This window comes from Variovorax beijingensis, from assembly GCF_007828835.1.
GTDB lineage: Bacteria > Pseudomonadota > Gammaproteobacteria > Burkholderiales > Burkholderiaceae_C > Variovorax > Variovorax beijingensis_A.
The window spans coordinates 331,637-346,914 of the sequence record NZ_VIVL01000003.1 but is presented as its reverse complement, the minus strand read 5'-3'; the positions used below and the strand labels follow the sequence as shown (position 1 = coordinate 346,914).

General features: G+C 70.0%; 17 protein-coding genes. 6 read left to right on the top strand and 11 right to left on the bottom strand.

Annotated features, from left to right (window positions below; translation table 11 throughout):
* The first annotated feature begins 2 nt into the window (after positions 1–2).
* Both FB547_RS12155 and FB547_RS12150 read left to right on the top strand, forming a co-directional pair.
* Positions 3–785 carry a UPF0149 family protein gene (locus FB547_RS12155; RefSeq protein WP_145742519.1) on the top strand — a complete coding sequence of 261 codons (783 nt, stop codon included), beginning with the start codon at positions 3–5 and terminating at the stop codon, positions 783–785.
* Between the two features lie 46 nt (positions 786–831).
* Positions 832–2,019 (top strand): MFS transporter, encoded by a 1,188-nt coding sequence (locus FB547_RS12150; protein ID WP_145742993.1) that lies wholly within the window; start codon positions 832–834, stop codon positions 2,017–2,019.
* Here FB547_RS12150 and FB547_RS12145 read toward each other — a convergent pair.
* The 4 genes from FB547_RS12145 to FB547_RS12130 are packed head-to-tail and all read right to left on the bottom strand — an operon-like array spanning position 2,009 to position 3,891.
* Positions 2,009–2,323 carry a GNAT family N-acetyltransferase gene (locus FB547_RS12145; RefSeq protein WP_145742518.1) on the bottom strand — a complete coding sequence of 105 codons (315 nt, stop codon included), beginning with the start codon at positions 2,321–2,323 and terminating at the stop codon, positions 2,009–2,011. The two genes, FB547_RS12150 and FB547_RS12145, sit on opposite strands and share 11 nt — an antisense overlap.
* A complete protein-coding gene (locus FB547_RS12140; protein WP_145742516.1) occupies positions 2,320–2,814 on the bottom strand; it encodes a nuclear transport factor 2 family protein in 495 nt (164 codons plus the stop codon). Before FB547_RS12140 ends, FB547_RS12145 begins: the two co-directional genes overlap by 4 nt.
* Position 2,815: 1 nt before the next feature.
* Positions 2,816–3,370: a CinA family protein gene (locus FB547_RS12135; protein ID WP_145742514.1), complete on the bottom strand. Its 555-nt coding sequence runs from the start codon at positions 3,368–3,370 to the stop codon at positions 2,816–2,818.
* On the bottom strand, positions 3,364–3,891 hold the full coding sequence (locus FB547_RS12130) for a phosphatidylglycerophosphatase A (protein ID WP_145742512.1): 528 nt from the start codon (positions 3,889–3,891) through the stop codon (positions 3,364–3,366). Before FB547_RS12130 ends, FB547_RS12135 begins: the two co-directional genes overlap by 7 nt.
* A gap of 166 nt (positions 3,892–4,057) precedes the next feature.
* On the opposite strand from FB547_RS12130, the gene FB547_RS12125 reads away from it, so the two are divergent.
* The gene (locus tag FB547_RS12125) at positions 4,058–5,542 is read left to right on the top strand and encodes an MFS transporter (RefSeq protein ID WP_145742510.1); all 1,485 of its coding nucleotides are present in this window, start codon (positions 4,058–4,060) and stop codon (positions 5,540–5,542) included.
* Between the two features lie 88 nt (positions 5,543–5,630).
* Positions 5,631–6,341: a DUF3053 domain-containing protein gene (locus FB547_RS12120; RefSeq protein WP_145742508.1), complete on the top strand. Its 711-nt coding sequence runs from the start codon at positions 5,631–5,633 to the stop codon at positions 6,339–6,341.
* Here FB547_RS12120 and thiL read toward each other — a convergent pair whose 3' ends face one another.
* Entirely contained in the window at positions 6,342–7,301 is a 960-nt protein-coding gene (thiL, locus tag FB547_RS12115; protein WP_145742505.1) for a thiamine-phosphate kinase, read from the bottom strand.
* A 25-nt stretch (positions 7,302–7,326) separates the two neighbouring features.
* Positions 7,327–7,956 (bottom strand): isochorismatase family protein, encoded by a 630-nt coding sequence (locus tag FB547_RS12110; RefSeq protein WP_145742503.1) that lies wholly within the window; start codon positions 7,954–7,956, stop codon positions 7,327–7,329.
* A 102-nt stretch (positions 7,957–8,058) separates the two neighbouring features.
* Between FB547_RS12110 and FB547_RS12105 the strand changes: the two genes are divergently transcribed.
* A complete protein-coding gene (locus FB547_RS12105) occupies positions 8,059–9,036 on the top strand; it encodes a GlxA family transcriptional regulator (RefSeq protein WP_145742501.1) in 978 nt (325 codons plus the stop codon).
* On the opposite strand, the gene FB547_RS12100 is transcribed toward FB547_RS12105, so the two are convergent.
* The 4 genes from FB547_RS12100 to apaG all read right to left on the bottom strand — a co-directional run bounded on the left by FB547_RS12100 (position 9,033) and on the right by apaG (position 14,087).
* Complete coding sequence (locus FB547_RS12100; RefSeq protein WP_145742499.1) at positions 9,033–10,232, bottom strand: YbdK family carboxylate-amine ligase; 1,200 nt, start codon at positions 10,230–10,232, stop codon at positions 9,033–9,035. The genes FB547_RS12105 and FB547_RS12100 overlap by 4 nt on opposite strands.
* Positions 10,229–11,500 carry a cation:proton antiporter gene (locus FB547_RS12095; protein WP_124958569.1) on the bottom strand — a complete coding sequence of 424 codons (1,272 nt, stop codon included), beginning with the start codon at positions 11,498–11,500 and terminating at the stop codon, positions 10,229–10,231. Before FB547_RS12095 ends, FB547_RS12100 begins: the two co-directional genes overlap by 4 nt.
* A complete protein-coding gene (locus FB547_RS12090; protein WP_145742497.1) occupies positions 11,497–13,467 on the bottom strand; it encodes a site-specific recombinase in 1,971 nt (656 codons plus the stop codon). The genes FB547_RS12095 and FB547_RS12090 overlap by 4 nt, the downstream gene beginning before the upstream one ends.
* A 224-nt stretch (positions 13,468–13,691) precedes the next feature.
* A complete protein-coding gene (gene apaG, locus FB547_RS12085) occupies positions 13,692–14,087 on the bottom strand; it encodes a Co2+/Mg2+ efflux protein ApaG (protein ID WP_145742496.1) in 396 nt (131 codons plus the stop codon).
* Between the two features lie 71 nt (positions 14,088–14,158).
* Between apaG and rpe the strand changes: the two genes are divergently transcribed.
* Positions 14,159–14,857, top strand: coding sequence for a ribulose-phosphate 3-epimerase (gene rpe, locus FB547_RS12080; protein ID WP_145742494.1), 699 nt, complete (start codon positions 14,159–14,161; stop codon positions 14,855–14,857).
* Between the two features lie 9 nt (positions 14,858–14,866).
* On the opposite strand, the gene FB547_RS12075 is transcribed toward rpe, so the two are convergent.
* On the bottom strand, positions 14,867–15,139 hold the full coding sequence (locus FB547_RS12075) for a hypothetical protein (RefSeq protein ID WP_145742492.1): 273 nt from the start codon (positions 15,137–15,139) through the stop codon (positions 14,867–14,869).
* Positions 15,140–15,278: the final 139 nt, after the last annotated feature.

Sequence of the window (15,278 nt, the reverse complement as noted above, 5' to 3'; positions counted from 1 at the left end):
CCATGACCAACAACCACGACACCCCCCAGGCCGCAGCGGCCGCTTCCGCCCCCCTCGGCCCCGACGATTTCGATGCTCTCGACCAGGCGCTCGACGCCATGCGCGAGCACGATGAGGAAATCCCCCAGTGGGAGTTCTGCGAAGGCTTCATGGCCGCGCTGATCTGCACCCGCCGGCCCATCGAGCCCGCCGAATACTGGCCGGTGCTGCTGGGCGAGGGCTTCGTGCCGGCCCAGCACATGGAGTTCGTCTGGAACTGGAAGCGCCGCTGGCTCGAGATCGAAGAGGGCCTGGACGCCGACGTGCAGTCGCTCGACGACGAGCGCAGCTGGCAGCCCGAGGTGCTCGACACCCGCGGCGCCATCGCCTCGCTGCCCGAGGAAGAGCGCGCCGAGGTGGCGGGCGAGGAGATTCCCTCGTTCGCGCAGGTCTGGGCGCTCGGATTCATGTATGCGGTCGAGAACTGGCCCGAGGACTGGGCGACGCCGCGCGACAAGGAAGCCGCCCAGATGCTCGACGACGCGCTCGACAACATCGTTGCGCTGACCGAGGACGACAAGGCCAAGCCCACGCTCTCGATGTTCAGCGACGACGGCCCGCCCAGCGTGAGCCAGCAGCGGCTGGACGATTTCGGCGCCGCCATCTGGGCCGTGTACGACCTGCGCCAACTCTGGAAGAGCCTGGGCCCGAAGGTCGAGACCGTGCGCAAGGAAGCCACGCCCGGCCGCAACGATCCCTGCCCCTGCGGCAGCGGCAAGAAATACAAGAAGTGCCACGGTGCCTGACAGCGGCCCTGCCAGTGCACGGCTGACGCCACGCGCGGCGTGGGTCATGGTGCTGGCGCTGTGCGCCGGGGTGGCGCTGAGCCAGGCCTTCCGCACGGTGGGCGCCATCATGGCGAGCCCGCTGCAGGCCGACTTCAGGCTGTCGGCCCAGGCGCTGGGCATTTTCTCGGGCGCCTTTCATTTCGCCTTTGGCGCGATGCAGCTCTTCATGGGCATCGGCATCGACCTGCATGGCGTGCGGCGCACGGTGCTGGTGGCCTTTCCGGTCGCCATCGCGGGCGCGCTGCTGTCGGCGTTCGCGCCGAGCTACGCGGTGCTGGTGGCGGGGCAGGCGCTGATCGGCATCGGCTGCGCGCCGGCCTTCCTGGTGTGCACCGTGTTCATCGCGCGGCACTTTCCGGCCGCGCGCTTCGCCACCGTCTCCGGCCTGGTGCTGGCCATCGGCGGCCTCGGCATGCTGGCCACCGGCACGCCGCTCGCGTGGCTGGTGCAGGCCTATTCGTGGCGCGCGGGCTTCCTGGTGCTGGCCGTGGCCTCGGCACTGGCGTGGCTCGCGATCTGGCGCTGGGTGCGCGAGCCCGCCTCGGCCGTGCCGCAGGCGAACGAGTCCATTCCCGAGGCCATCCGCCAGTTCGGCGCGCTGCTCGCAATGCCGCACACGCTCGGCATCGTCGTGCTCGGGGCCGTGACCTATGCCGCCTTCATCTCGCTGCGCGGGCTCTGGCTCGGGCCGCTCATGATGGAGCGCCACGGCTACTCGCTGGTGCAGAGCGGCAATGTCGCGATCGCGGTGTCGGTGATCTCGCTGTTCGGTGCGCCGCTGTTCGGCCGCTTCGACCGCGACGGCGCCGCGCGCCGCCGCCGGATCGTGGTCTGCGCGCTCGGCTATGCGGCGCTGTTCGCGCTCATCGCCTTCACGCACTCGGCCTGGCTGGACATCGGTGGCATGGTGCTGATCGGCGTGCTCTCGGGCTTCATCGTCTGGCAGTACGCCGACGTGCGCGTGGCCTATCCGGCCACGCTCACGGGCCGCGCGATGGCGGTCTTCACGATGGCGATGTTCCTTGGCGTCGCGCTCATGCAATGGGGCACCGGCGTGGCGGCCTCGGTGGCCGCGGCGCATGGCGGCGATCCGCTCACGGCCGTGCTGGCCACCATCGCCGCGCTGCTGGTGCTGGGCATCGCGGCCTTCGCGTGGCTGCCCGCGCCGAAGGCGCAAGCCCTCAGATCTTGAAGGCGCGCTGGATGTCCGGCCGCACCAGGTCGGCGTACTCGCGGTGCTTGCGGATGTAGCCCGCGATGAACTGGCACACCGGAATCACGTGCAGCCCCCTGGCGCGCGCCTCGTCGAGCACATGCCGTGCGATGCCCGAGCCCACGCCCTTGCCCTCGTGCTCGGGCAGCACCTCGGTGTGGGTGAACATGATGGCGTCGGTCAGCAGGTTGTATTCGGCGTAGGCCGCGAGCTGGCCCTCGAGTGCGGCTTCGTAGCGGTGCTGGGCTTCGTTGTTGGTGATGACGAGGTTGCTGTTGCTCATGGTTGGCGTGCGAGATAAGTGGCGAGATTGGCGGCGGCGGTGGCGCGCACCTTGTTGCGCAGCATCGGCGTCCAGCCGAGCAGCAGGCCCGGCGCCCCCAGCGCCTGGCGCGACCAGGTCCAGAACGCAAAGCTGTCGCGGTGGGTGGCAATCAGCCCGTCGGGGGTGAAGCCGAAGCGCGCATCGACGCTGTTGTCGACCAGCCGGCCGGTGGCGCTGAAGCGGTAGTGCGCGTCCCAGTGGGCCTGGCCGCTGGTGTCGTCGGCGTGCACGTCGCGCCAGGTCAGCCGCCAGACGTCGGCCCCCTTGGCCTTGGTGGCATTGCAGAGCATGCGCCACATGCCGCCCACCTGTTGCCGGCCGCGCAGCGAGAAGGCCTCGTCGTCGAACGCCGCATCGCTGGCATAGCAGGCGGCCATGGCGGGGGCGTCGAGCCTGGAGAAAGCCTCGTAGAGGCGCTCGATGGTCTGGGCATTGGCTGCTGCTGTCATGTCATGGGGCCTTTGTTGTTGTGCCGGCGTACGGGCCGAGCAGGCCCACCAGCGTCTGCAGAGCGTAGTGCACCGTGGCCGCGCGCACCGCGGCGCGGTCGCCGTCGAAGCGGCGGCGCTCGGTGCGGACCTGCCCGTCGACCGACCAGCCGAACCACACGGTGCCGACCGGCTTCTCGGGGCTGCCGCCGCTGGGGCCGGCCACGCCGGTCACGGCCACTGCCGTGCGCGCTGCCGAGCGCGCGATGGCCCCCTCGGCCATGGCGCGCGCCACGGGCTCGCTGACCGCGCCATGGGCTTCGATCAGCGCGGCATCGACGCCCAGCAGTTCGGTCTTGGCCGCGTTGGAGTAGCTGACGAAGCCGCGCTCGAACCATGCGCTGGAGCCCGCGAGCTCGGTGCATGCGCCGGCGATGAGTCCGCCGGTGCAGCTTTCGGCGGTGGCCAGCATCCAGCCCTTTTCCAGCAGCAGTCCGGCCAGGGCCGCAACGAGCGCGGGTGTGTCCTGGTCGGCAAGAAAATTCGCCGGGGTCGAGGGTTCCATCAAGTTCACCATGCGCGCCAGAGAGCGATGACCAGGAGCGTGCAGAACGCCGCCACGAGGTCGTCGAGGATGATGCCGAAGCCGGCGCGCCACCAGCGCACCTCGGTCGCGTCGCGCTGCTTGAACAGCGCATCGGCCCAGGCCACCGGCCCCGGCTTGGCGGCATCGAAGAAGCGGAACAGGCCGAACGCGATGGCCTGCGCGAAGAGGCCGGCCGGCGTGACGAGCCACAGCACGATCCAGAACGCGACCACCTCGTCCCACACGATGCTGCCCGGGTCGGCCACGCCCATGTCGCGCGCGGTAATGCTGCAGGCCCACCAGCCGACGGGCAGCGAGGCCAGGATGATCCAGCCGATGGCGGCGGGCGTGAACCACAGCTGCATCACGGCAAAGGCGGCCCAGGCCCAGAGCGTGCCGACGGTGCCGGGCGCCACGCGCGGCAGGCCGGAGCCGAAGCCCATGGCGATGAAATGCGCCGGGTGGGACAACAGGAAAGCGATCGAGGGACGGCGGGGCGTGGCTTGCGGCATGGGGCCTGCGGAGGAAGAAGCGGCTTGCATCAGGCCAGAGTGTCGCGCATTCGCGCGGCTGTCCAAGACCCTCTATTTATCAAAGCAATAGCTTGTTTAATTCCGGGGGCGGGCCTAGTATCCAGGCCTTGCCTTGCCACCTGTCGTCCGCCACGGACCGCGCCCTATGCCTGCTGCCTCATCCAACGCCCCTGCTTCGCTCCACCCCGCTTCGCCCGCCGCCGACTGGAGCGAACTGTTCAGCGGACGCAACGGCTGGCGTGCGCTGGCGCTCACGGGCGGCGTTGCGCTGCACGCGGTCAACGTGCACATCGTGACGACCGTGCTGCCGTCGGTGGTGAGCGAGATCGGCGGGCTCGACTGGTATGCCTGGAGCACCACGCTGTTCGTGGTCGGGTCGATCCTCGGCGCCACGCTGTCGGTGCGGCTGCTCGCGCGGCTGGGCCCGCGCGGTGCCTGCCTGGCGGCGCTGGCGGTGTTCGGCGCGGGCTCGATGGCCTGCGCGCTCGCGCCGGCCATGCCCTGGCTGCTCGCGGGCCGCACGGTGCAGGGGCTGGGCGGCGGACTGCTCGCGGCGCTGAGCTACGCGCTGATCCAGCGGGTGTTCGCGCCGCGGCTGTGGCCCCGCGCGGTGGCGCTGGTGTCGGGCATGTGGGGCGTGGCCACGCTCTGCGGACCGGCGGTCGGCGGCCTGTTCGCGCAGGCGGGGCACTGGCGCTGGGCCTTCTGGTCGCTGCTGCCGCTGGCTGCGGTACAGGGGCTGCTGGTGGCGGTGCAGCTGCGGCCCGCGGCCGGCGTGCGGCACGAGCGGCCGGCGGCCATGCCGCGCATCGCGGCGCTGCAGATCGGCTTGCTGGCGGCCTCGGTGCTGGTGATCGCGGCCAGCGAATTCCTGTCGGCAATGGCCTGGCAGGCCGCGGGCGTGGCGCTGGGCCTGGCGCTCGGCGTGGCCGCCACGCGGATCGACCGGCGCGCCGCAGTGCGGCTGCTGCCCGCCGGCGCCTACGCGCTGCGCACGCCGATGGGTGCCATCTATGCGAGCGTGGTGCTGCTGCTGATCGGCACTACCACCGAGATCTTCGTGCCGTACTTCCTGCAGCTGCTGCATGGCCATTCGCCTTTGTCGGCCGGCTATCTCACGGCCGCGATGGCCGGCGGCTGGAGCGTGGGTTCGCTGCTGTCGTCGGGGCGCAGCGGCGCGGGCGCCGACCGCATGCTGCGCGCCGGGCCGGTGGCCTGCACGCTGGGGCTGGCCGCGCTCGCGCTGCTGCTGCCGGCGCCCGGACGCTTCGCGCCGGCGCTCGAAATGCTGCTGGCCGCCATTGCGCTGGCGGCCGTGGGGCTGGGCGTGGGCATCGGGTGGCCGCACCTGGTCACGCGCCTGATGTCGCTGGCGCCGGCCGGGCAGGAAGGGCTGGCCTCGGCCTCGATCACCACCGTGCAGCTCTACGGCATGGCCGTGGGCGCGGCGCTGGCGGGGCTGGTGGCCAACGCGGCCGGCCTGGCCGAACCGGGCGGTGCAGAGGGCGCACGCTCGGCCGCCGCCTGGCTGTTCGCGAGCTTCGCATTCGCGCCGGCGCTGGCGGCATGGCTGGTGGCGCGCTTCGTTGCGGCGCGCGGTTCCCTCGACGTGCCCAGGCCATCGCGCTAGGCCTTGCTGCATGCCGTCCGACGTATTTGCCGGAGCTATCGGCCATCGTATGCTCGGCGGCCCATCCAAGCGCGAAAGCCTCTTCATCATGAAAAGAACCCTGGTCCGTTTCAACGCGTTGTGGCTGTGCCTCGCGTTCAGCTTTCTGCTCGCGGCCTGCGGCAACAAGGAGGCCGAGCAACGCACCGCCTTCATCGCCTTCCTGCAGGCCCGGGTGCTCGACAAGCCCGGCCTGCGCGTGCCCACGCCCAATGCCGAGGAGAAGGCCTCCTTCGGCGACTATGCGCAGCACTATGCGGTGATCGCCGACTTCAACGAGGGCATGAACAAGTCGGTCAGCCAGCCGATGGGCCAGGTCATGGCCAAGGGCGCGCTGCGCTCGATCGCCGACCTGGCGTCGCGCCGCGACGACCTCAAGGCCGCCAAGGACGGCCTGCGCGGCCTGCGCACCGCACTCGACCAGGAGCTGGCCAAGGCCGATGCCGCGCATGCGAAGCTCAAGCAGCCCGACGACCTGAAGCAGGTCTACGACAAGGCCTACGAAAAAACCGTGTCGGCGCCGGCCGCCACTTTCAAGGAGGTGTTCCCGGCGCTCGACAAGGTGTTCGACGGCGCGCTCGCGTTGGGCGACTACCTCGAGCAGAACAAGTCGAAGGTCCAGGTCTCGGGCGCGTCCGTGACCGTGAGCGATCCGGCCGTGCAGGCGCAGCTCAACAAGATGCTGCAGGAACTCAATGGCCAGTCGAAGGACATCAACGCCGCCCAAGCCAGGATGCAGGCGATGGTCCGGGGGTCCTGATCAGACGAAGTGGTCGAAGGAGCCGAAGCGCTGCGATACCGGCGTGCCGCCGGCATCCACGATGCGCAGGCCGGCTTCGGCGTCGATGCGGCCGATGCGCGCCACGCGCGTGGCGCTTTCCTTGCCGGCCTGTTCGACCGCCGCGCGTGCGGCGGTCGGCGCGGTGAAGACCAGTTCGTAGTCGTCGCCGCCTGAAAGGGCGCAGGTGCGAAGGATCTCGGTGCCGAGGCCGGAGGCCGCGGCGGCGGCGATCAGGCCGGTGGCCGCGTCGGCATCGAGCGTGGCGCCCACCTTGCTCGACGCGAGGATGTGGCCCAGGTCGCCCACGAGGCCGTCGCTCACGTCCACCGCCGCGGAGGCCGTGCCGCGCAGCGCCTGGCCCAGCGCCACGCGCGGCGTGGGCTGCTCCATGCGCCTGCGCGCCTGCGCGAACACGTCGGCAGGCAGCGCGAGCGTGCCGCGGAACGCTTCGAGCGCCAGCCGCGCATCGCCGAGCGTCCCGCTGACCCAGATGTCGTCGCCGGCGTGCGCGCCCGAGCGCAGCAGCGCCGCGCCGGCCGGCACTTCGCCGAACACGGTGATGCAGATGTTGAGCGGGCCGCGCGTGGTGTCGCCGCCCACCAGCTCGCAGCCGTGTTCGTCGGCCAGTGCGAACAGGCCGCGCGAAAAAGCTTCGAGCCAGGGCTCGTCGACACCGGGCAGCGCGAGCGCGAGCGTGAAGGCCAGCGGCTTCGCGCCGCAGGCCGCCAGGTCGCTGAGGTTCACCGCCAGCGCCTTGTGGCCGAGCCGCGAGGGATCGACGGTCGAGAGAAAGTGCCGGCCCTCGACCAGCATGTCGCAGGACACGGCAAGCTGCATGCCGGGCGCGGGTGCGAGCAAGGCGCAGTCGTCGCCCACGCCGAGCGGGGAGCGCGTGGCGGGGCGCTGGAAGTAGCGTGTGATCAGGTCGAATTCACCCATGGGGTGAGCATAAGCGCTGGAACGCTCAGCCCCGCGCGCGCCGGTTCGACATCACCACGTTGTCCTTCTCGATCGGCTGGCCGGCCTGCAGCGCCGCGATCCAGGCCTCGGTCGTCGTCACGGCCGCGAAGTTGCTGTGGAACACGACGCTGAAGACGCGGTGGATCTCTTCGGCGCTCACGCGGCCGGCCGCATTCTCATAGGGCAGCGCGCCGCTCGCGTCCGACAGGAACTCCACGTTGAGCCCGCGGTGCATGGCCTCGAACACGGTGGACGCATCGCAGTTGTGGGTCATGTAGCCCGCCACGCTGAGCGTGTCGATCTGGTGGCGCGCGATCCAGTCGGCGAAGTCGGTGCCGGTGAAGACGCTCGGGAAGGCCTTGGTCACGAGGTGGTCGTGCGGCCGCCTGGCAATTTCAGGATGCAGCTGGCCGTTGTGCGCATCGGCCTGGAACACCGGCGCGCCCTTGGGTGCGTGGTGCTGCACCACGACCACCGGCGTGCCGGCCGCGCGGGCAGCGTCCATGGCCTGCGCGATCTTCGGCAGCGAGCTTTCGACCGGCGGGTACTCGATGGGCAGTCCGCCGCCTTCGAAGTATTCGTTCTGCACGTCGATCACGACAAGGGCTCGGCGCGGTGCGGGATGGTTGCTCATGGTGGTGGCTCCGTGTTGCAAGTGGTTGGGATGGCGCAATTGTTCGCGCTGGAGCCCCTGGGAGAAAGTGGCCCGAAAGCCATTCATCGATAAAATCGGGCCATGGCCAGAAAAACCGCGGAAACCATCGCCGTCGTCGCCGTCGTCGCCTTCGACGGCATCAGTCCCTTTCACCTGTCCGTGCCGTGCATGGTCTTCGGCGAGGACCGCACCGAGGCGGGCGACCTGCGTTTTCGACTGCAGGTGTGCGGCACCGAGCCGGGCCCGCTGCATACCAATGCGGGCTTCACGCTGGTGGTGCCGCACGGGCTCGAAGCCATCCGGCGCGCGCAGATCGTGATCGTGCCCTCCTGGTGCGACGACGGCCGGCCCGCACCGCCGGCGCTGATCCGCGCGCTGCAGGCGGCGCATCGGCGCGGCGCCATCGTGGTCGGGCTGTGCCTGGGCGCCTTCGTGCTGGCCGAGGCGGGCCTGCTGGACGGCCGGCCGGCCACCACGCACTGGAACCTGGCCGAAGCCTTTGCCAGGCAATATCCGAAGGTCAGGCTGCAGCCCGAGGTGCTGTATGTCGACGATGGCGACGTGCTCACCTCGGCCGGCACGGCCGCGGGCATCGACTGCTGCCTGCACCTGCTGCGCGTGCGCCATGGCGCCGAGGCGGCGAACCGTGCCGCGCGCCGCATGGTCGTGGCGCCGCACCGCCAGGGCGGGCAGGCCCAGTACATCCGCCAGCCGATGCCCGCCGCGGCCGACGGCGACCGGCTTGCGCCGCTGCTCGAATGGCTGGGCCGCCACCTCCAGAGCCCGCATGAGCTCGACAGCCTCGCGCGGCGCGCGCTCATGAGCCGGCGCACCTTCACGCGGCGCTTTCGCGAGGCCACCGGCACCACGGTCGGCCAGTGGCTGCAGAACCAGCGCCTCGCGCTCGCGCAGCGGCTGCTGGAGACCACCGACCGCCCGATCGAACGCGTGGCCGGCGACGTGGGCTTCGGCTCGGCGGTGTCGCTGCGAAAGCACTTCGCGGCGGCGTTCAAGGTGTCGCCCACGGCCTATCGCAGGCAGTTCTCCCAGGGAGCCTAGGCCCCGCCGCGAAAGCGCAGCGCCGCCTGCCGCACCACCTCGGCCAGCAGGCGCTCCTTGCCCTGCTTCTCGCGCAGCCAGCGCGCGTCGTTGCGGTTGGCTTCCACGCTGGTGCGCAGTTCGCCGAGCGCCTGCGTAGCGTTGAGCGCCTCGCTGTGCCATTCGAGCTGCGTCATGGTCATGAGGATGTGGTCGCGCAGCGGCATGTGCTGGCCGCTGGCCGGGTCCACGTACACCGCATCGAGCCCGAAGCGGCAGGCCTGGAAGCGGTTGTAGGTGTAGACGAGGTAGTCGTCCTCGGTCGGCTCGAAGGGCTGCTCCTGCAGGAACCACGCGGCGAGCGACTGCACGTAGCCCGCGAGCGCGGCCGCGCGCTCGACGGTGAGCGGCGTGTCGAACACGCGGATCTCGATGGTGCCGAACTCGGGCTTGGGCCGGATGTCCCAATAAAAGTCTTTCATGCTGCGCACGACGCCTGTGCGGGTCATGCGCTCGAAGTAGGCTTCGAACTCCTTCCAGCTCAAGGTGAAGGGTGCGCGGCCCGAGAGCGGGAACGCGAACACCGAGTTCAGGCGCGCCGAGTCGAACTGCGTGTCCTGCCCCTGCACGAACGGCGACGAGGCCGACAGCGCAATGAAGTGCGGGATGTAGCGCGACATGCGGTGCAGCATCAGCAGCGCCGCATCGGCATCGGGGCAGCCGATGTGCACGTGCTGGCCGAAGATGGTGAACTGCTTGCTCAGGTAGCCGTACAGCTCGGACAGCTCGCGAAAGCGCGGCTTGTCGTAGATGCGCCGCTCGTGCCACTGCTGGAAGGCATGCGTGCCGCCGCCCACCACCGCGATGTTGAGCTTGTCGGCGTTCCTGATGAGCGCCTCGCGGATCGGCGAGAGCTGCGTGATCACGTCCTGCGCCGAATGGCAGATGTCGGTCGAGATCTCGATCATGCTCGAGGTCATCTCGGGCACCACGCTGCCGGGCAGCGGGGTCTGCGCCATCAGCCGCAGCATGTCTTCCGCATAGGGGGCCAGGTCGTAGTCGTGCGTGTTGACGAGCTGCAGCTCGAGCTCCACGCCGAGCGACAGCGCTTCGGAGCGGTTGAAAGGCTCGAGCTTGACCACGCGGCTCGCGGGGTCCGCGGGCAGGGCGGGCGAGCGGAAGTCGTCGCTGTCGGGAAAAGCCATGGCCGCGGTCATCGCTGCGTGTCCTCCGTGGTGCTGAAGGCCTGGGGCGTCCAGGGCACCGAGCTTTCGCCCACCGCGTGGATGGCCACGGTGGCGAGCACGGCGCCCATCACTTCCATCAGGAGAATCGAGGGCAGGGCCACCTGCGTGATCATGGTGCCGAGCAACGGCGACGCGGTGGTGAAGTTCGAGGCGATGAGCAGCGCGATCGACGACAGCGGCGACATCGCGCAGCCGACCCAGAAGGCCTGGTTCCAGCTGGCGCCGCTGCCCGGGTTGGCAATGGCCACGCCGGCGATCTTGGCGAACAGGCGGATGCCGATCACCGCCAGCACCACGCTGGCCACGGGCAGGGTCCAGTCGGCCTGCGCCGCCACGATGGACACCAGCACGAACATCAGCATGGTGAGCAGCGACGAAGCCGTGCCGAGCTGCCGCTGCCAGGCCCAGGGCTTGGGATTCAGCGTCTTGAGCAGCACCCCGCCGATCAGCGCGGCCAGCGGCGCCGAACCGCCGACGTGGGCCGTGAGCGCGCTGGCGGCCGCAATCAGCGCGAGCAGCAGGATCGAGGTGTTCTCGCTCGTGGGGCTCATGAAGCGCAGCGCCGTGCGCAGCGCCAGCGCGAGGATGCCGCCGACCACGAACGACAGGCCCAGCACCACCGCCACCGGATAGAGCTTCTGCAGCAGCGTCTGCGGCGCCCGCTCGATCAGGCCGGCCTGCGCATAGCCGAGCGCCAGCGCATAGAAGGTGTTGAGCGTGGCCAATGTCATGGCGCGCTCGGTTACCGGGCCCGAGGCGCGGGTGTCGATGATCACGCGGCTCAGCACCGCGGGCGAGGCGACGATGGCCATCAGCGCGATCGGGTTGGCCACCGGATCGGGCAGGCCCAGCAGCTGCAGCATCCAGAACACGCCGAAGTAGGTGAGCGTGGCTTCGAGCAGGCTCTGCACCAGCACCATCGGGTTGTGGCGGAACCAGCGCAGCGGCAGCCGGCCGCCGGCCTCGAACAGCACCACGGCCGCGCCGAGCTCCAGCAGGAACAGGCTGATGCCGCGCAGCGGCCAGATCGCGCCCTCGAAGCCGGCCAGGCCGGCCACCGCGCCCACCATCGAATAGCCCACCACCTTGGGCAGGCCCAGGTAGCGCTGCACCAGATGGCCGGAGGCCGCGGCCGCGGCCAGCAGCAGCGACCACAGCACGGTGGGCAGGCCCGCCGAAGGGCGCAGCCACTCGGACCAGAAGCCCAGCAGATCGTTGATGAGATTCGTCAGGTTCATGCAGGTAGAAAAAAGCTGATGGGCCGGCTGCGCCAGCGCGCCCGGATGGCGCTGCGGATGCGTGCACGGTCACCCAGGCTGACGCTGTGCGCACGCAGCGCCAGCCTGAATGCGAAATAGAAACTCACGCTCACATTGAGCGCGCCGATCACCGGGATGGCCGCCACCGCCCACCACAGCGCAGGCTGCTGGAGTACCGCCGTGCCGATGGAGGCCGCGGCGGCCGCGATCTGCCCGGCCGACAGTGTCACGTGGCGCACGTCCAGCCCGAGCCCGAAGAAACCCGCGATTGCGGGCAGCAGGCCGAGCATGAGCCCGAGCGAAATGTTGGAGGCAAAGCCCGATATGTTCGTGCGCATGAAGGTGGCCCACCGGCGGGCGCGGGCGGCACCCAGGAAAGCGCCGATGCGAGGGTTGTAACGCATGGCGGAGTCCAGGCGATGCAGGACAAAGGCGTTTTCTGTCCAGCCCGCGACGATGCTCGCCGCGAACAGCAGCACGCCGGTCATGGCCGCGAAGAGCGCGGTGGGGCCCAGTAGCGAGAGTGATTGCAGCGTGGCCGCGGCGTGCGCTGCGTCCAGCAGCGGCCGGCCGAGCGCGAACTGCACCAGCAGGGCGAGCGCCAGCATCGCGGGCACCACCACCCCCACGTTGCCCAGCACGGCCGCCACCTGCGAACGCACCAGGTTGGCCACTTCGTCGACGAAATCGGCCACCGCGGCATCGGTCTTGATGTCGCGCAGCCGCGCCGCCATGGCGGGCGCCGTCATCGCGGGCTGCTTGGTGGCCAGCGTCAGGTGCAGCAGCTGGATCGCGACGAAGCTCGCGGCGTACATCAGGCCCGACCAGAGTCCGCTCCAGAAAGCCGACAGGGCGAGCGAATAGATGCCGAACTTGAGCAGCACCGTCAGCGCGGTGAGCGCGCCGCCGCCCGCCGCCTTGCGCACCATCTGCAGGTAGCTGGCGCGGTCGCGCGTGATGTAGTGCTCGCCGGTCTCGGCGCTGCGCTCGGTCACCTTGGCCGCCAGCATCGACGAGTTCGACGCGATCAGCGCGCGGATGCTGTTGCGTTCGCCGCCGGCCAGCACCAGGCGGCCCACCAGCCGTGCCACGCTGGGCGCGGGCGTGGCCGACACCAGGCAATCGAGCAGTTCGCGGATGCGCAGCACCCGCTCGCGCAGCTGGCGCAGCCGGAACACCAGGCCGACCGAGATGCCGTTGTCTTCCAGGTGCGCGTAGACCGAGGAGGCGCTGGCACGGCAGGCGTCGAGCCGGTCGCGGAAGGCCACGAACGCAGCCTGCAGCGCGTCTTCGTCGCGAGGGGCGCGGAACATCTGCTCGCGCAGCGCGTCGAGGTCGGACATCAGCGCATGGAAGGCGCGGCTCTCGCTCGCGGCGCTCATGCGCAGCCGCAATTCGGGCGAGAAGCCGGCCGCCACCACCTGGCTGCTGCAGTAGGTGACGGCGTCCATCACGGTGTGGCGCCAGCGCGGGGTGCCGTCGTCGTCGAGCGCGGCGTCGGCCAGCAGAGTGCCAATGCGCGCGAGCTGTACGTCGTCCAGCAGCGCGATCCAGCCCGCATCGAACGCGCCGGGCAGCACCATGCGGAAAAGATCCGAGGCATCGGTGGTCTCGGGCGTGCCGGGCAGGATCTTGCGGCGCAGCCGTTCGGTGAGTTCGCTCACGAAGGCGGTGCGCGGCGCAAAGCCGTAGTCCGCGAGCAGCGCGGTCAGGTCGACCGCCCGCGTGAAGGCGCGCCACCATGCGCGCAGGCGCTCGCGCAATTCGGGACGCGCCTCGACCGCGTCGAGCAGCAGCGACACGCGTCCCACCGCAGCCTGCGGCGAGGCGCGGTCGCCGCGCAGCCAGTCGAAGACGTCGATCAGCCAGATGTGGCGCTGCGCCACGTCCGCCGTCGGATCGAGCCGGGCCAGCAGCCCCTGCAGGTCAAGCGATGCAGCAGCCATTTGATAAAAGAACAAAAAATGTAATCAGACCAGGAACACCGCGGAACCGGCTTTGCCGGGCCGCTGGTGTTGCCCCCGGTAGGGGGTTGGCGAAGCGACACGAAGTGCGCGAAGACTGGGGGCGAGCCAAGTGCACCGCGGAACCGGCTTTGCCGGGCCGCTGGTGTTGCCCCCGGCGAGGGGGAGGGAGAAGCGACACGAAGTGCGCGAAGCCTGGGGGAGTACTAGTGAAGCACCCGTGAAACGGGGGTCCCGCCGATGTCGGCCTCCAGCACGAACATCGGGATCGGCACGTCGAAGCGCTCGCCGTCCTCGGTCACCATGAAGTAGCTGCCGTGCATGGTGCCGCTGGGCGCCTGCAGGCGGCAGCCGCTGGTGTAGCGGAACGATTCGCCCGGCGCCAGCAGCGGCTGCTGGCCGATCACGCCCAGGCCCTTGACCTCCTGCGCATGGCCCGAGGCGTCGTTGATGAGCCAGTGGCGGGCGATGAGCTGGGCGCTGGTCTCGCCCTCGTTGGTCACGGTGACGGTATAGGCGAAGGTGTAGATCTTGTCCTTGGGCGAGGACTGGTCTGCGAGATAGCGCGGTTCGACCTGGATGCGGATGGGGCTGTGCGGCATGCGCGCGATGGTAACTGGAGCCTTCTCTTGCACTGCTTTCCGGGTTTTCCGCCCGCTGCGACAATCGGCGCATGAGCAGCACGCCGTTCCGCATCGCCCCCTCCATTCTCTCGGCCGATTTCGCCCACCTGGGCGACGAACTGACCAAGGTCATCGCCGCCGGCGCCGACTGGATCCATTTCGACGTGATGGACAACCATTACGTGCCGAACCTGACCTTCGGCCCGATGATCTGCAAGGCCCTCAAGCCCTACGCCAAAACGGCCGACGGCGAGGCGGTGCCGATCGACGTGCACCTGATGATCCAGCCGGTCGACGCGCTGGCCGCCTCCTTCGCCGAAGCGGGCGCCGACTACATCAGCTTCCACCCCGACGCCTCGCCGCACGTGAACCGCAGCATCCAGGCCATCAAGGCCGCGGGCTGCAAGGCGGGGCTGGTGTTCAACCCGGGGCTGGGCCTGGAGGCGCTCGACTGGGCCATCGACGACATCGACCTGATCCTGATCATGTCGGTGAACCCCGGCTTCGGCGGGCAGAGCTTCATCGATTCGGCGCTGCGCAAGATCGAACTCGCGCGCAAGCGCATCGAGCAGAGCGGGCGCGACATCCGCCTGGAGGTGGACGGCGGCATCAAGGCCGACAACATCGCGCGCGTGGCTTCCGCCGGCGCCGACACCTTCGTGGCGGGCAGCGCGATCTTCAACGCCAAGGACTACGCGGCGGTGATCTCGTCCATGCGCGACCAACTTGCAGGCGTGGGCCGCAAGTAGGAACTTCGGTCAGCGCTTGACCTTGTCGTTGTAGACGCGATCCGCCACCGGCCCGCGGTCGGTGTCCACGCTGCCGCGCTCGATGTCCTCGTGGCCCTTGCGGCCGACTTCGGGCGGCTGCCCGTCCTGCGCTTCCTGGCTGTCGGAAGACTGGTCGTGCTCGTGCGGCAGGCGCGGCGCCGAATCGCCGCCCTGTTCGATCTTGGTGTTGCCGCCGCCGGCGTCCCGCAGCGGGTCGCTCGGTTCGACCGGATCCTTGGTGCGGGGCTTGCTGCTGTTCATGGCCTTCTGTTCCTTCGCGGTGTCTGTCTGTCTGTCCTGCCTGCATCTGCCGCGAGCCTGCATGGCGCCACGGCCGCGGCCGGTAGGACAGGCCAGGCACGCCCTGTAGGCACGGCACGCCGGGCCGCGCTCGACGCGC

What these genes read in the sequence shown, in the direction of transcription:
- FB547_RS12095 (WP_124958569.1), bottom strand. Translation starts at nt 11,500, where the DNA reads ATGAACCTGACGAATCTCATCAACGATCTGCTGGGCTTCTGGTCCGAG.
- FB547_RS12150 (WP_145742993.1), top strand. Translation starts at nt 832, where the DNA reads ATGGTGCTGGCGCTGTGCGCCGGGGTGGCGCTGAGCCAGGCCTTCCGC.
- FB547_RS12120 (WP_145742508.1), top strand. Translation starts at nt 5,631, where the DNA reads ATGAAAAGAACCCTGGTCCGTTTCAACGCGTTGTGGCTGTGCCTCGCG.
- FB547_RS12105 (WP_145742501.1), top strand. Translation starts at nt 8,059, where the DNA reads ATGGCCAGAAAAACCGCGGAAACCATCGCCGTCGTCGCCGTCGTCGCC.
- FB547_RS12075 (WP_145742492.1), bottom strand. Translation starts at nt 15,139, where the DNA reads ATGAACAGCAGCAAGCCCCGCACCAAGGATCCGGTCGAACCGAGCGAC.
- rpe (WP_145742494.1), top strand. Translation starts at nt 14,159, where the DNA reads ATGAGCAGCACGCCGTTCCGCATCGCCCCCTCCATTCTCTCGGCCGAT.
- FB547_RS12135 (WP_145742514.1), bottom strand. Translation starts at nt 3,370, where the DNA reads ATGGTGAACTTGATGGAACCCTCGACCCCGGCGAATTTTCTTGCCGAC.
- apaG (WP_145742496.1), bottom strand. Translation starts at nt 14,087, where the DNA reads ATGCCGCACAGCCCCATCCGCATCCAGGTCGAACCGCGCTATCTCGCA.
- thiL (WP_145742505.1), bottom strand. Translation starts at nt 7,301, where the DNA reads ATGGGTGAATTCGACCTGATCACACGCTACTTCCAGCGCCCCGCCACG.
- FB547_RS12100 (WP_145742499.1), bottom strand. Translation starts at nt 10,232, where the DNA reads ATGACCGCGGCCATGGCTTTTCCCGACAGCGACGACTTCCGCTCGCCC.
- FB547_RS12090 (WP_145742497.1), bottom strand. Translation starts at nt 13,467, where the DNA reads ATGGCTGCTGCATCGCTTGACCTGCAGGGGCTGCTGGCCCGGCTCGAT.
- FB547_RS12125 (WP_145742510.1), top strand. Translation starts at nt 4,058, where the DNA reads ATGCCTGCTGCCTCATCCAACGCCCCTGCTTCGCTCCACCCCGCTTCG.
- FB547_RS12155 (WP_145742519.1), top strand. Translation starts at nt 3, where the DNA reads ATGACCAACAACCACGACACCCCCCAGGCCGCAGCGGCCGCTTCCGCC.
- FB547_RS12145 (WP_145742518.1), bottom strand. Translation starts at nt 2,323, where the DNA reads ATGAGCAACAGCAACCTCGTCATCACCAACAACGAAGCCCAGCACCGC.
- FB547_RS12140 (WP_145742516.1), bottom strand. Translation starts at nt 2,814, where the DNA reads ATGACAGCAGCAGCCAATGCCCAGACCATCGAGCGCCTCTACGAGGCT.
- FB547_RS12110 (WP_145742503.1), bottom strand. Translation starts at nt 7,956, where the DNA reads ATGAGCAACCATCCCGCACCGCGCCGAGCCCTTGTCGTGATCGACGTG.
- FB547_RS12130 (WP_145742512.1), bottom strand. Translation starts at nt 3,891, where the DNA reads ATGCCGCAAGCCACGCCCCGCCGTCCCTCGATCGCTTTCCTGTTGTCC.